This window comes from Burkholderia paludis, from assembly GCF_000732615.1.
GTDB classification, from domain to species: Bacteria; Pseudomonadota; Gammaproteobacteria; order Burkholderiales; family Burkholderiaceae; genus Burkholderia; species Burkholderia paludis.
On sequence record NZ_JPGL01000068.1, the window covers coordinates 18,436 to 32,174 of the forward strand.

The window sequence follows — 13,739 nt, forward strand, 5'->3', positions numbered from 1 at the left end:
TCTTTCGTATTACTTTCTGAAATATCCGGTCTGTTTACTGCATGATTCAGGCGCCTGAGCGCGATTTCAGCGTGGCATAATCTTCCACCTCCATCGCACTCCATCCTCGTCGCGCGTCATGCACGTCGCCCGTTTCCGCAAGCCCGGCAGCCTCATCGGATTGATCGCAATCCTGATGATGGCGCTCGCCCCCGCGGTCTCGCAGATGATGGCGTCGCGTCACCGGCTCGTCGATGCGCTGGCCGTCTACTGCACGGCGAGCGTCGACGAGGCGGTGGTCGCGCACGGCGACGGCAAGCCCGCGCATGGCGCGAAGGCGCACTGGCAAGCGTGTCCCTATTGCAGCTTCGTGGCCCACGCCGCCGCGCTGCCGGGCCATCCCGTCGCGTTCGCCGTGCCGCGCCCGGACGCGCAGCGGCCGGTCGTGTCGGCTTCGATCCCGGCGCGCTTCCGCGTCGTCCATACCGTCGCGCAATCGCGCGCGCCCCCGCGTTCTCCCGCGTTCGTCTGAGCTTTCAGCCTGACTCGCCGCCGCTTCGCCACCGAAGCGGGCGGCCGTTCGTCGCACACCTGCGCGACGACATCGAACGACAACCGGAGAACACAACATGCCCCGTATTACCGATCGGCGTGCGCTTCGCGCATGCGCCGCGCTGCTGGCCGTCACCAGCCTGTCCCACGCTTCCTTCGCGAACGCGCACGCCGTGGTCGGCGACCGCGTGTTTCCCGCCACGCTGACCGTCGACGATCCCGGCGTCGGCGACGAATTCGACACGCAGTTCGGGCACATCAAGTCGCCGGACGACAACGGCAACAACATGAACGTCAATACCGTGTCGTACGAGTGGGACAAGCTGATCACGAAGAACCTCGCGTTCAGCGTCGCCAGCCAGTACGTGTCGCAGAACGACCCGAACGGCGGCTCCGCGAAGGGGTGGGACAACGTCACGCTCGGCGTGAAGTACCTCGTCTACACCAACGCCGCGCACGAGTTCATGGCGTCGGTCGGCCTCGAAACCGAGATCGGCGGCACCGGCGCGAAATCGATCGCGAATGCGTACTCGACCTTCACGCCGACGGTTTATTTCGGCAAGGGCTTCGGCGATCTGCCCACGTCGCTCGGCTACCTGCGTCCGTTCGCGATCACCGCGGAACTCGGCCCGAACCTGACCACCGCGTCGTCCGACCAGGGCCCGAACTCGTTCGGCTGGGGCCTGACGCTGCAGTACAGCATCCCGTACCTGCAACAGCAGGTGAAGAACCTCGGGCTGCCGCAACCGTTCAGCAACATGATCTTCGTCGTCGAGGCGCCGATGAGCACCTGCACGGCGGGCGCCTGCTCGGGCCAGACGACCGGCACGATCAATCCCGGTGTACTGTGGCTCAACCGCTACGGACAATTCGGCGTCGAGGCGCAGATTCCGGTCAACCGCGCGACGGGCAACCATGTCGGCGTGATCTTCGACGCGCACTTGTATTTCGACGACCTCTTCCCGGGTTCGCTCGGCAAGCCGCTGTTCTGATCCAAGGAGACTCCGCATGACCATCAACACCACCGCGCTGCGCGCCGCCGCCGCCGCGCTGCTGCTCGCCGGCGCGCAGCTCGCCCACGCACACGCGTATCCGACCCACCAGGCGCCGTCCGCGGGCGAAACCGTGTCCGGGTCGCCGAAGACCGTCGCGATCGATTTCGACGACGGGCTCGAGCCCGCGTTCAGCTCGATCGCCGTGACCGACGCGCAGGGCCATGCCGTCACGAGCGGCAAGGCCGAAGTCGACGCGTCGAACAAGAAGCACATGTCCGTCGCGCTGAACCCGCTGACGCCGGGTGTCTACACGGTCGCGTGGGTTGCCGTCGCGGCCGACGGCCATCGCACCCAGGGCCACTACGCATTCACGGTGAAGTGACGGTGGACGCGCTCGTCGACGCGCAGATCGCGCTGGCGGCCGTGCAGGACATCCTGTTCGCCGTCGCCACCGGCCTGTTCGCATGCGGCGCGATCGACCGGCGCACCGGGTTGTTCGACCAGCGCGCGCTGCGCATCGCGCGCACGGCGCTCGCCGCCGCGCTCGCGCTGTCGGCGTTCGGCTACCTGTGGCTGCAGGCCGCCGTGATGAGCGGCTCGACGCTCGGCGAAGCCGGGCCCGCCGTCGCGGCCGTGCTCACGCAATCGCACTTCGGCCTTGCGTGGAGCATCGGCTGTGCCGGCGCGCTGCTCGTCGCGGCCAGCGCGGCCGCGCGCGGGCGCGATCTCGTGCCGTGCGTCGCGGGGCTGCTGCTGTGGGCCGCCGGCAAGGCCGCCGCGAGCCACGCCGCCGATTCCGGCGACTTCTCGTGGCGCGAGGCCGTCCACCTGACGCACGTGCTCGCGACGGCGCTGTGGGCCGGCAGCGTGATCGCGGCCGCGGCCCTGCTGCTGCGCGCGGTGCGCGGCGCGCACGGCCCGGACGAACAGCGCGCCGCGTTCTGCTCGGCGCTCTCGTACGTCGCGACCGGCGCGCTCGTCGTCGTGCTCGCCACCGGCGGCTACAACGTGCTGCAGGATACGGCGCACACCGGCGCGCCGCTGCTCGGGCTGGCCTGGGGCCGCGTGCTCGCGGTCAAGCTCGCATGCGTCGCGTTCGCGACGCTGCTCGGCGGCTGGAACCGGCTGGTCGTGCTGCCCGCGCTGCACATGCGGGCCGAACGGCACGATCCCGGCTATCCCGCCGCGCAGCGCCGCTTCGACGCGGCGCTCTGCATCGAGGCCGTCGTCATGCTCGCGATACTCGCGCTCGCCGCGGTGCTCGGCCATACCGCGCCGACGGTCGGCCCGTCCTGATGCCGCCTCCGCCGCCTCAACCATCGAGGGCCCGCGTGCGGGCCCGCTTCATCCCCCCCAGTCCGATCGAGGATCGACGATGAACATCACGAAATACACTTTCTCCGCGCTCGCCGTGCTGACCGCCGGCGCGCTGTCTTCGCTCGCACATGCCGCGCCGGCCCAGTCGGTTACCGTCTCCGACTGCTGGATTCGCAGCATGCCCGGCAAGCTGCCGTCCGGCGGCTACTTCAACCTGAAGAACAGCAGCGCCAACCCGATCGACCTGACGGACGTCGACAGCGACGCGTTCGGCATGGCGATGCTGCACCAGACGCAATCGAACGGCAGCACGTCGAACATGGTGATGGTCGACAAGGCGACCGTGCCGGCCAACGGCACGCTGTCGTTCGCGCCGGGCGGCTATCACGTGATGCTCGAGCAGCCGAAGCATCCGCTGAAGGTCGGCACGACCGTGCCGCTCACGCTGACGTTCGGCGACGGCGAGAAGATCACCGCGCAGTGCGCGGTGAAGGCGCCGGGCACGATGGCGAAGTAAGCGCGGCAGGGCAGGCGTGCGGGCCCGCACGCCGCCGCGCCTGCGTGTCGCCGCCTGCTTCCCGCCTGCCTGCCTCATGTCCACCCTTCGTCCTCCTCCCGCCCGCTGCGCGCCTCGACGCTCATCCCCAAAATACGCATAGCCACTCGCGACCCAATCCCCGCTTCGATCGATCCGTCGCCGGGCCGTCGGCGCCGGCTTTCACGCCGCAGCTGCCCTCGGGGCACATATAATGAGAACGATTGTCATTTTGTTCCTGTCGTGTCCCCCGCCATGCGTCTCTCGAATCTCACCCAACACACACCGGCCCTGGTCGACCATGTCGACGACGCCCGGCCCGACGACCCCATCGCCCAGCGCCTGCGCGATCTCGGCTTCGTGCGCGGCGAGCCGGTGCGCGTCGTGGCGCGCGGGCCGTGGGGCGCCGATCCGCTGCTGATCCAGGTCGGCTCGACCCGCTTCGCGCTGCGCCGCGCCGAGGCGGAACGCGTCAGCGTGAGCGTGCAGGAGGGCGGCCAGTCATGAGCGTCACGGCACTGCGCATCGCGCTGGTAGGCAACCCCAACTGCGGCAAGACCGCGCTGTTCAACCAGTTGACCGGCGGCCGCCAGAAGGTCGCGAACTACGCCGGCGTCACCGTCGAGCGCAAGGTGGGGCGTTTTGTCGCACCGTCGGGCCGGCAGGTGCAGGTGCTCGACCTGCCCGGCGCGTACAGCTTCGATTCGGCGAGCCCCGACGAGCGCATCACGCGCGACGTGCTGCTCGGCCGTCATCCGGGCGAGGCGCCGCCCGACCTCGTGGTGTGCGTGGCGGATGCGACCAACCTGCGCCTGCACCTGCGTTTCGTGCTGGAAGTGCAGCGTCTCGGCCGCCCGGTCGTGCTGGCGCTGAACATGATGGATGCGGCCGAACGCCGCGGCATCCGGATCGACGTCGACGTGCTGGCGCGCGAGCTGGGCGTGCAGATCGTGCAGACGGTGGCCGTGCGGCGCGGCGGCGCGAGCAGCCTCGTCGAGGTGCTCGACCGCGCGGTCGCGCCGCCGGCCGGTCAGGCCGAAGCCGCCGCGCAGGCGCCCGCGGACGATCCCGACGCGATCCACGCCCGCGTGCGCGCGCTGCTCGCCGCGGCCGTCGTGATGCCGCGCGCCACCGACGTGCGCGACGACCGGATCGACCGCTGGGCGCTGCACCCGGTGCTCGGGCTCGTGATCCTCGCCGGCGTGATGTTCCTGGTGTTCCAGGCCGTGTATTCGATCGGCAAGCCGATCACCGACGCGATCGGCGACGGCTTCGGGTGGCTCGGCGCGCTGGCCGGCGCCCATCTGCCGGACGGGCCGCTGCGCGGCCTCGTCACCGACGGGCTGATCGGCGGGCTCGGCACCGTGCTCGGCTTCCTGCCGGAAATCCTGGTGCTGTTCCTGTTCATCCTGGTGCTGGAAGAGTCGGGCTACCTGCCGCGCGCGGCGTTCCTGCTCGACCGGATGATGGTGTCGGTCGGGCTCACCGGGCGCTCGTTCATTCCGCTGCTGTCGAGCTTCGCGTGCGCGATTCCCGGCGTGCTCGGCACCCGCAGCATCACCGACCCGCGCGACCGGCTGGCGACCATCCTCGTCGCGCCGCTGATGACGTGCTCGGCGCGCCTGCCGGTGTACGCGCTGCTGATCGGCGCGTTCATTCCGTCGCAGCGCGTGCTCGGCGTCTTCAACCTGCAGGGCGTCGTGCTGTTCGTGCTGTACGCGGCGGGCATCGGCGGCGCGATGCTGGTGGGCTGGATCATGAAGAAGCTGCGCGGACCGCAGGGCGAGCACGCGCTGCTGATGGAGCTGCCGTCGTATCGCCTGCCGCGCCTGCGCGACGTGGCGATCGGCCTGTGGGAGCGCGGCTCGATCTTCATGAAGCGGCTGACCGGCGTGATTCTCGCGCTCACCGTGCTGATGTGGTTCATCTCGACGTTCCCGTCGCCGCCGGCCGGCGCGGTCGGCCCCGCGATCGACTACACGTTCGCCGGCTACATGGGGCGCGGCCTGCAGTACGTGTTCGCGCCGCTCGGCTTCAACTGGCAGATCAGCCTGTCGCTGATCCCCGCGTTCGCCGCGCGCGAAACGGCCGTCGCGGCGCTCGCGACGGTCTACGCGGTGAGCGGCGGCGACGCCGACATCGCGAGCGTCGGCCACGCGCTCGCCGCCAACTTCTCGCTCGCGAGCGCACTGTCGCTGCTGGCCTGGTTCGTGTTCGCGCCGCAATGCATGTCGACGCTCGCGGTGATCCGCCGCGAGACGGGCTCCTGGCGCAACGTCGCGATCTCGTTCTGCTACATGTTCGCGATGGCGTACGCCGCGTCGTTCGTCACCTACCAGATCGCGCGGGCGCTGACGTGAGCGCGGCCCTGGTCTGGCAATACGCGGCGATCGCGCTGCTGGTCGCCGCCAGCGTGCTCTTCATGTTCCGCAAGCTCGCGCCGGCACTCGCGGCGCGCGGCCAGCTCGCCGCCGCGCTCGCGTTGTCGCGGCCGGGCCGGCCGCGCGCGCTGCGCTGGCTCGGCGCGCGCCTGATGCCGGGCGCGGCCGCGGGCGCCGGCTGCGGCGACGGCTGCAGCACCTGCGGCGCGTGCGGCACCGACGGCGCGCCCGCGCCGTCGGACGAACAGCCGCTCAGGTTTCATTCGCGCGCCGGAGACTGACCGGCGCGACGACGGGCGCGATATCCCGGCCGGTTTGCGGCCCGATCGCGGCCGGGCCATCGCAGGCGTCGCCGCGCGCCGGCGGCACGGCCCGCGTCTACCATTTGAAGGTCTGCCACCGGTACGAATCGTCGAGCGACTCGATGACGAGGCGCTCGACCGGCACGGGCTTGACCGACCCGCACCACTCGGACGGGTCCGCGCCGTGCCGCACGCCTTCCGCGACCAGCGACTCGCGCGCATCGTCCTCGATCCGCGCCCGGCGCCAGAGCACCTGGTCCTGCAGCAGTTTCGTCGCGTCGATGCCGAACCGCACGAGGCCGCCGCCGGCCTGGCGCGTCTCCCACATCGTCAGTGCGATGCGATCGCCGTTCTTCGGATCGATCGCGCGTCGGTTCGCCGATTTCTCCCAGTAGGGATTGCGCGAGAACCACGCGACGGGTTTTGCGTCGGGCGCCACGTCGAGCGCCTTCGGCTGGATGATTTCACTCATGATGATCGACTCGAAATGCATCATGACGGTGTAATGCCACGCCATCGTAGCCATGCTGGATCTACCTCTTCGATCGGATGCGGGCCGATGCCCATGACGCGGACGGCTGCGTCCTTGCGCGCCGGCCTGCGGGCATCGGCTGCCGGAACCCGGCATTCATGAAACCGCGGCCCTGACGGGGCGCGGGATGCGATGCGGCGGGCGCGTCCGGTGCCGGTCGCGGACGACGATGCGCGGGCGTGCGGATCGCCCGGCTCGCGACGCGGCGCCGGATGCGCGGCGTCAGGCCGGCGGCGCGCGCGCGTGCCGGCAGGCACGGATCGAAGGGAGGACGGGCGTTGCGGCCGGCGCTGGCGTCGCGCCGGCGGGACGCACGAGCCGACGGACGAGTACGAGCGACGCGGCCGCGCCGACGAGCGCGATCGACAGCACCGCGCTGAACGGGCAGACGGGCGGGGCCGACGGCGCATCGTGTCGCGGCGTGCCGCGGGTATCGGGCCGCGCGGCGGCGGGCGCGGCGCGCGCGCCGGCGCGGGAGGCGTCGCCGGTAGCCGGGTGGCCGGTCAGCGTCAGCACGGACACGACGAGCGGGCCGTGCCCGCTGCACAGCGTCAGGACGAACGGGTCCGCGTCCGGTCGCGGATCCGCCATGAACCCCGCCGGAATCAGCGCGCGCAGCGCGAACGCGAGCGCCAGCAGGAGCGTGACGCCCGCCGGGACGCCGCGCCGTGCGTGTGCCGTTCCGCGCTTCATGACGGCGCGATCACGGCCGGCGAACGCGCCCGCCGCGCGCAGCGCGCGGCGGAGCCGGGATGACGGGATGCCCGTTCATCGTGCCTGCCCCGTTCAGAAGCGGTAGTTCAGCAGCAGTTCGAGCCGACGGTCGTTGCCGAGCAGGTACTGCGTCTGGTTGTAGTACGCCGATTCCACGAAGCGGCGATTGAACACGTTGTAGGCCCGCGCGGTGACCGTCGTGTCCTTGCGCGGCTTCCACTTGAGCCCGAGGTCGACCGTCGTATACGCCGGCATCGTGAGCTGGTTCGCCGTATCGGCGAAGCGCTTGCCGACGTACTTCACGCCCACGATGCCCGTCCAGTCCGGCGCGAAGCGCCAGCTCACCCACAGGTTCGCGAGCCGCTGCGGCACCGACACCGGCACGTTGCCCGCGCGCGAGACCGTCGCGCCGCCGGACGCCTGCTGGAAGTCGTCGTATTTCGCGCGCAGCACCGACACGTTCGCGTCGACGCGCCAGTCCCTCGCGATCTCCGCGCCGACCGTCGCCTCGAGCCCGCGCGACGATTGCTGGCCGACCTGGATCGACTGGTTCGGGTTCGCGGGGTCGGCCGTCAGCAGGTTGTCCTTCACGATCCGGTACGCGGCCAGCGTCCACTCGGCCTTGCCGTCGAGGAACGACTGCTTCACGCCGATCTCGATCTGCCGGCCGGTCGCGAGCGTGAAGTTCGCCTTCGACGCGTTCAGCGACAGCAGCGAGCTGATCGGGTCGGCTGCGACCGAATACTGGCCGTACACGGCGAGGCCCGGCTGCACGTCGTACACGGTGCCGATGCGCCAGCTCGTGTTCGCGAACACCTTCGTGAACGCGCCGCCGTTGACGAGATCGTCGCGGTTCACGCTCGCGTGGTCGTAGCGCAGCCCGCCGATCACCGACCAGCGCGGCGTGATCGCGAGCCGGTTCTCGGCGAACACCGCGTACTGGTTCGACTGGCTGCGGTACTTCGGGTAGGTGCCGGCCGCGTTGATGAAGCTGCCCGGATCGAAGTCGATCGGATCGACGACCGAGGTGCCCGAGTACGGCGAGTTGTTGTCGTGCTGGAACGTCGTATGGTTGAACTCGAAGCCCGCCGAGAACGTGTTGCGCATCCCGAGCAGCGCGCTGCTCACGGTGGCGGTGGTCACGTTGCCGTACTGTTCCTGGTCGTGAAAGATCTCCGTGTAGCTGCTGCGCTGGATCTGCCCGCTCGACGGCAGGTACGTGTAGTACTCGGCGTCCTTCCAGTGGCGGTTGCTCTTCATCCGGTACAGCGTGCTCGTCACGTTCAGGCTGTCGCTCGGCTGCCAGTTCGCCGACACCGTCGTCCAGCTGTCGCGGAACGCGATGTCGCTGTCGCCGACGTTGTAGTTCTTCTTGTACAGCGCCGGATCGAGCGCGCCGTTCACGAGCGGCACGCCGAAATACTGCATCGGATGCTGGAAGCCCTGGGCGTACGACGCCGTCACGTACAGGTCGGGCGTCACGTCGTAGCGCAGCGCGCCGGAAATCGACAGGTCGCGCGAATTGCCGCGGTCGACCCAGTTCGACGAGCGGTTGCCGCTGACGTCGAAGCGGTACGACAGCTTGTCGTTGATCGCGCCGCCGCTGCCGAACGCGATGCGCGCCGTGCGCTCCGTGCCGCCGCCGACCTGCAGCTCGTTCTCGATCGGGCCGCGCGTCGGCTTCTTCGGCACGATGTTCACGACGCCGCCGATCGCGCCTTCGCCGTAGATCACCGACGCCGGGCCGCGCAGCACGTCGATGTGGTCGACCGACCACGTGTCGAACGGAAACGTCACGCCGATCGCGCCGTACGGGCGCACGCCGTCGTAGAGCTGGGTGACCGACGACGCGCCGACGAAGCCGCGCGCGCCGAGCTCCGAGCCGCCGTTGCCGGGATGCGGCGATTCGCTGATGCCGGCGGCGCGGCTCACCGCGTCGACGATCGAGCTGTCGCCGCGCGTGTCGAGTGTCCGGCGGTCGATCTGCTCGACGCTGGCGGGCGTTTCGAGCGACGACATCCCGAGCCGGCTGCCGGTGTCGAGCGGCTGCGTGAGCGGCGACGCTTTCTGGGCGTTGACGCGGATCGGCGCCAGCGTGGCGCCGGTACTGCCCGCGTCGCTTTCCTGTGCCTGCCCGGCCGGTGCGAAGGCGGCGAGAACGGCGGCGGGCAGTATCAATCTGAACTTCATGTTTCGGTTTCCTTGGAATCGGTGTAAATGGCCGGTCGGCCTGGCGGCCGCGCGCCGCGCGCCGCGCGCCGGCCGCCGCATCAGAACGCGTACCGCATGCCGGCGAAGACGCTGCGCCCTTCGCCCGGGTAGAAGATCGCGGTGTTCGCGGTGCGCGCATTCGCGACCGTGCTGATGTCGCTGACGTAGCGCTTGTTGGTCAGGTTGCGCGCGTCGACGAACAGCGACAGCCCGTTGTGGAAGTCGTAGCCGGCCTGCAGCCCGAGCAGCGCGTAGCTCGGCACGCGCAGCGTGTTCGCGTCGTCGGCCCACGCGCCCGACGGCACCCAGTCGAGCGTCGCCGCGATGTGGAAGCCGCTCGGGCGTGCATAGCCGAGCGTCGCGCGCAGCACGTTGAGCGGCACGCCCGCGATCCGGTTGTTGCCGTACTGCGGATCGTTCTTGAAGCGGAAGTCGTTCAGGTTCCAGATGCCCGACAGCGTGATCTTGTCGCCCACGCCGCGCCCGGTGACGTTGCGCAGCAGCTCGACCGTCGCGCCGGCCTCGATCCCCTGCAGCACCGTCTTGTTCGCGTTGAACGTCGACGCCGGGACGTCCGGGTTGGTCGTGTACTGCAGCAGCTGGTCGCGCACGAGCGAGCGGTACGCGGTCACGTCCCAGCTCACGCGCTCGCGCGAGCCGCGCGTGCCGAACTCGAGCGTCCACGCGTGCTGCGCCGCGAGCGGCGTGAAGCGCGTCGTGCCCGAGAAGGTCTGCGTGAGGTCGGTGAAGTCGGGCACGTCCTGGCTGCGCGTGATGTCGACATAGGCCTGCGTGTTCGCGTCCGGCTGCCACAGCAGCCCGAGCTTCGGGTTGACGCCGCTGTAGCTCGCGTTCGTCGACTTGTAGTTCGCGTCGCCCGGCAGCCCGCCGTAGTCGATGTACTCGCGCACCGAGTGCAGCGCCTTCACGCCGGTCATCAGCGCGACGGTCGGCAGGAAGAACAGCCGGTTCTCGACGTATGCCTCGTAGTTGAACGCCGTCTGCGTCGAGTCGAGCGTTTGCGCGCCCTTGTCGCCGTTGACGTTGACGTACTGGTTCGCCTGCGTGCGCCCGCCGAAGAAGCGCGCGCCGACGATCAGGTCGTTGCGCATCCCGCCGAGCGTGAGGTGCCCCGTGTAGCGCGGCGCGAAGCCGTAGGTCCAGCCGTCCTGGTCGAGCGCCTGGAAGATCGGGTGATACAGGCTCTTGTGGATCGCCCACGTGTCGAACTGCAGCTCGCCCGAATCGAGCTTCACCGTCGTGCGGTTCGCGATCCGCTCGGTGCGTGTGTTGCGCGCCTGGTCGCCCGACACCGCGCTCGGCGCGGCCTTGGTCGGATTGTTCAGCGCGTCGGACAGTGACAGCGTGCCCGGTAGCAGCTGGTCGACCACGTACACGCCGACGTAGAAGCGCGTCTCGACCGTCGGGCTGAACCGGTAGCCGACGTTCGCGTTGAACTGCTCGTACTGGCCTTTCTCGTGATCGCGATAGCCGTCCGCGTGGTTCACGCTGAAATTCGCGAGGAAGTCGAGCGGGCCGAGCACGCGCGAGACCTGCGCGCTCGTGCGCACCGTGCCGTAGCTGCCGCCTTCCACGCGCACGATGTTAGGCGCGTCGGCCGTATAGGCCGTCGGCGTGATGAAGTCGATCGCGCCGCCGAGCGTCGACGAGCCGTACGCGAGGCCGTTGCCGCCCTTGTAGACCTGCACGGCCTGCAGCGCGAGCGGATCGATCTGGTAGTAGTCGCCGCTGCCGTCGGCGAGGTTGGTCGGGATGCCGTCCTGCAGGATCTCCAGGCCGCGCGTGTGGTAGGCGCGCGCAATGCCCGAGCCGCGGATCGAGAGCCGCAGTTCCTGGCCGTAGCGGTTCTCGACGAACACGCCGGGCACGTCCTTCAGCACGTCGCGCAGCGTGAACGCGTAGGTATTCCGGTAGCTGTCGGCGTCGACGAAGCCGACCGAGCCGACCGTCTGCTCGAGCGTGCGCTTCAGGTCGCCGGTCGATTTCGACGTCAGCGAGTCGGTCGTGCGGGTTGCGTTGACCGTGATCGCGGGCAGCGCCGATGCCGGCGTGGCAGCGGGCGTGTCGGCCGGCGCGGCGGCGGCTTGCGCGCAGGCGGCCGATGCGAACAGGACGGAGATCGCGCCGGACAGTGCGGCGGCAATGCGAGTCGAGGGAAACATGTCGTTGTACGTATGGTTATGGTGAGTGTGAAACGGCGACGATGTGCGCCGCGCACGGCCTCGGCCGCGCGTGGTCATGCGCGCGGGTTCGGTATCGGGCAGGGCGGGCAGGCGGGGCGAACGAAGCCGGCGCGGCGTGCGGCGGTTCGGTCGCGACGTGCGTCAGGCGTGCTCGGAGGGCGGCCCGCGCGCGGCGAGCGCGTAGCGCTTCGACGGGTGGCAGGCAAGGAGGCGGGGCGGCTCCGGCAGCGCGTGCCGCACGGCCGGGGGGGATGACAGGCGTACCGCGTACTGCAGCGGCGGGTGGCCGGCAAGCAGGCCGCAATAGCCGCAGCGGTCCACATGCGGATCGGACGGCGCATGGGAGGCCGTATGTGCGACGAGCGTGTCGCCGGTCGCCGAGCAGATCGGCGCGGTCGGTATGCCGTCGGCGGCCGCGGCCGCGCGCAGTTGCGAGATCAGCGGCGCGACCAGCGCGAGGACGAGCGCGACCAGCCCGAGCCACGCGGTGGCCCGGGCTTGCGGCGTCGGCGCACGGCGTGCGCCGGCGCGCGGCGGTTCAGGCTGCCGCGCGCGCCGCACGGCCGAACAGCAGGCGGTCGATCAGCCAGACCGCGACGAGCGTCGCGCCCATCAGCGGGAACACGACGCCGAGCAGCACGAGGCCCGCGATCCAGCCGCGCATCGGCGGCGTGCCGCGTTCGCGCGACGGCGCACCCAGCGTGCCGGCCGGGCGGCGCTTCCACCACATCACGGCGCCCGTCACGGCCATCGCGGCCAGGCCGAGCGACAGCACGGCGCACAGGAGCTGGTTCGCGAGCCCGAAGTAGCGGCCCATGTGCAGCGACGTGCCGTACGACACGGCCTGCGATACCGCGCCGTAGTCGTCGTAGCGGATGTCCTTGAGCACCGCGCCGCTGTACTGGTCGATGTAGATCGTGCGTTCCGCTTTCGGATCGGCGGGGAAATACGATGCGGTGAATACGCCGTCCGGGCCGGCCGGCAGCGCGAGCGTGTAGCCGCTCGTCACGCCGCGCGCCGCGACGATCGCGATCGCGCGATCGAGCGACAGCGGCGCGGCCGTCGGCGCCGACGGCGAATGCGGCACCGGCACGTTGCCGACCGCCCACGGCGTTTGCGGCAGCGGCAGGTCGTCCATCACCATCCCCGGCATCGACTCGCCGGATTCGTGATGATGGCCGGCCGGCGCGGCGGCCTGGGCCGGTGCGGGCGCGGATGCCGCGCCGGGGCGCGTCGAACGCACCGACGCGCCGCCCCATGCGCCTTCCGGCGCACCGAGGTTCACGGTCGCGGCCAGCGCCTTGAAGTTCTTGCCCCACGAGCCCGACCACGGCAGCCCCGTCAGGATGAACGCGATCGTGCCGGCCGCGAGCCAGATGCCGGCCGACGCGTGGACGCTTTTCCACAGCGGCCGGCCGCGCAGCGACAGGTCGGGCCGCAGTGCCTGCCCGACGCGTGTCGCGCCGCGCGGCCACCACAGGGCGATGCCGGTGCCGATCATCACGAAGGTCCAGCAGGCGGCCAGCTCCATCAGCAGCTCGCCCGTCTTGCCGAGCAGCAGCTTGCGATGCAGCATCCGGTCGACCTGCATGAAGCGGTTCTCGACGCTCAGCGTGCCGAGCACGCTGCCGTCGTACGGGTTCACGTACACGCTCTCGCGGCTGCCGTCGCGCAGCCGGAACACGTACTCGGCGCTGCGGTCCGGCGCGGTGGAGACCTGGACGGAAACCGGCGTCGCGCCGGCCGGCATCGCGGTGCGAGCGTTCGCGAGCAGCGTGTCGGGGGCGAGCCGCGGCGTGGCGCGCGGCTCGACGACCAGCCGGTGCGGGTACAGCAGCGGCTCGATCTGCGGCTGGAAGCAGTAGAGCGTTCCCGTGATCGCGAGGACCACCAGGAACGGCATGACGAACAGGCCGGCGTAGAAGTGCCAGCGCCAGAGCGTGCGGTAGCCGGCGTGGGCGGAACGGGCGGGCGAGATCGTCCGCTCGACGGTGGTCGACATGGTGTCAGCTCCTCG

At 70.4% G+C, this 13,739-nt stretch carries 14 protein-coding genes; 8 read left to right on the forward strand and 6 right to left on the reverse strand.

The features are described 5' to 3' along the window. Positions 1-118 precede the first annotated feature (118 nt). From GQ56_RS0131925 to GQ56_RS0131960, 8 genes are all read left to right on the forward strand, one after another. Entirely contained in the window at positions 119-511 is a 393-nt protein-coding gene (locus GQ56_RS0131925) for a DUF2946 domain-containing protein (RefSeq protein WP_031402523.1), read from the forward strand. A 97-nt stretch (positions 512-608) separates the two neighbouring features. Further along, a complete protein-coding gene (locus GQ56_RS0131930; RefSeq protein WP_031402524.1) occupies positions 609-1,523 on the forward strand; it encodes a hypothetical protein in 915 nt (304 codons plus the stop codon). A gap of 16 nt (positions 1,524-1,539) precedes the next feature. Beyond that, positions 1,540-1,908 (forward strand): copper resistance CopC family protein, encoded by a 369-nt coding sequence (locus GQ56_RS0131935; protein ID WP_031402525.1) that lies wholly within the window; start codon positions 1,540-1,542, stop codon positions 1,906-1,908. A 2-nt stretch (positions 1,909-1,910) separates the two neighbouring features. Then, positions 1,911-2,822 (forward strand): CopD family protein, encoded by a 912-nt coding sequence (locus GQ56_RS0131940; RefSeq protein WP_052007376.1) that lies wholly within the window; start codon positions 1,911-1,913, stop codon positions 2,820-2,822. A gap of 79 nt (positions 2,823-2,901) precedes the next feature. Continuing rightward, positions 2,902-3,360, forward strand: coding sequence for a copper chaperone PCu(A)C (locus GQ56_RS0131945; protein WP_031402527.1), 459 nt, complete (start codon positions 2,902-2,904; stop codon positions 3,358-3,360). Between the two features lie 273 nt (positions 3,361-3,633). Continuing rightward, positions 3,634-3,885, forward strand: coding sequence for a FeoA family protein (locus GQ56_RS0131950; protein WP_031402528.1), 252 nt, complete (start codon positions 3,634-3,636; stop codon positions 3,883-3,885). Beyond that, entirely contained in the window at positions 3,882-5,738 is a 1,857-nt protein-coding gene (gene feoB, locus GQ56_RS0131955) for a ferrous iron transporter B (RefSeq protein WP_031402529.1), read from the forward strand. The genes GQ56_RS0131950 and feoB overlap by 4 nt, the downstream gene beginning before the upstream one ends. Beyond that, complete coding sequence (locus GQ56_RS0131960; protein ID WP_031402530.1) at positions 5,735-6,040, forward strand: DUF6587 family protein; 306 nt, start codon at positions 5,735-5,737, stop codon at positions 6,038-6,040. Before feoB ends, GQ56_RS0131960 begins: the two co-directional genes overlap by 4 nt. 97 nt (positions 6,041-6,137) lie before the next feature. On the opposite strand, the gene GQ56_RS0131965 is transcribed toward GQ56_RS0131960, so the two are convergent. From GQ56_RS0131965 to GQ56_RS0131990, 6 genes are all read right to left on the reverse strand, one after another. Beyond that, positions 6,138-6,533: a hypothetical protein gene (locus GQ56_RS0131965; RefSeq protein ID WP_152601923.1), complete on the reverse strand. Its 396-nt coding sequence runs from the start codon at positions 6,531-6,533 to the stop codon at positions 6,138-6,140. A 282-nt stretch (positions 6,534-6,815) separates the two neighbouring features. After that, a complete protein-coding gene (locus tag GQ56_RS0131970) occupies positions 6,816-7,286 on the reverse strand; it encodes a hypothetical protein (protein WP_031402532.1) in 471 nt (156 codons plus the stop codon). Positions 7,287-7,379: 93 nt separating this feature from the next. Further along, positions 7,380-9,497: a TonB-dependent receptor gene (locus GQ56_RS0131975; protein WP_031402533.1), complete on the reverse strand. Its 2,118-nt coding sequence runs from the start codon at positions 9,495-9,497 to the stop codon at positions 7,380-7,382. Positions 9,498-9,577: 80 nt separating this feature from the next. Further along, the gene (locus GQ56_RS0131980) at positions 9,578-11,701 is read right to left on the reverse strand and encodes a TonB-dependent receptor family protein (protein ID WP_031402534.1); all 2,124 of its coding nucleotides are present in this window, start codon (positions 11,699-11,701) and stop codon (positions 9,578-9,580) included. Between the two features lie 162 nt (positions 11,702-11,863). After that, on the reverse strand, positions 11,864-12,283 hold the full coding sequence (locus GQ56_RS40260; RefSeq protein WP_052007377.1) for a DUF2946 family protein: 420 nt from the start codon (positions 12,281-12,283) through the stop codon (positions 11,864-11,866). Further along, complete coding sequence (locus GQ56_RS0131990) at positions 12,261-13,724, reverse strand: PepSY-associated TM helix domain-containing protein (RefSeq protein WP_031402536.1); 1,464 nt, start codon at positions 13,722-13,724, stop codon at positions 12,261-12,263. Before GQ56_RS0131990 ends, GQ56_RS40260 begins: the two co-directional genes overlap by 23 nt. Between the last annotated feature and the right edge of the window lie 15 nt (positions 13,725-13,739).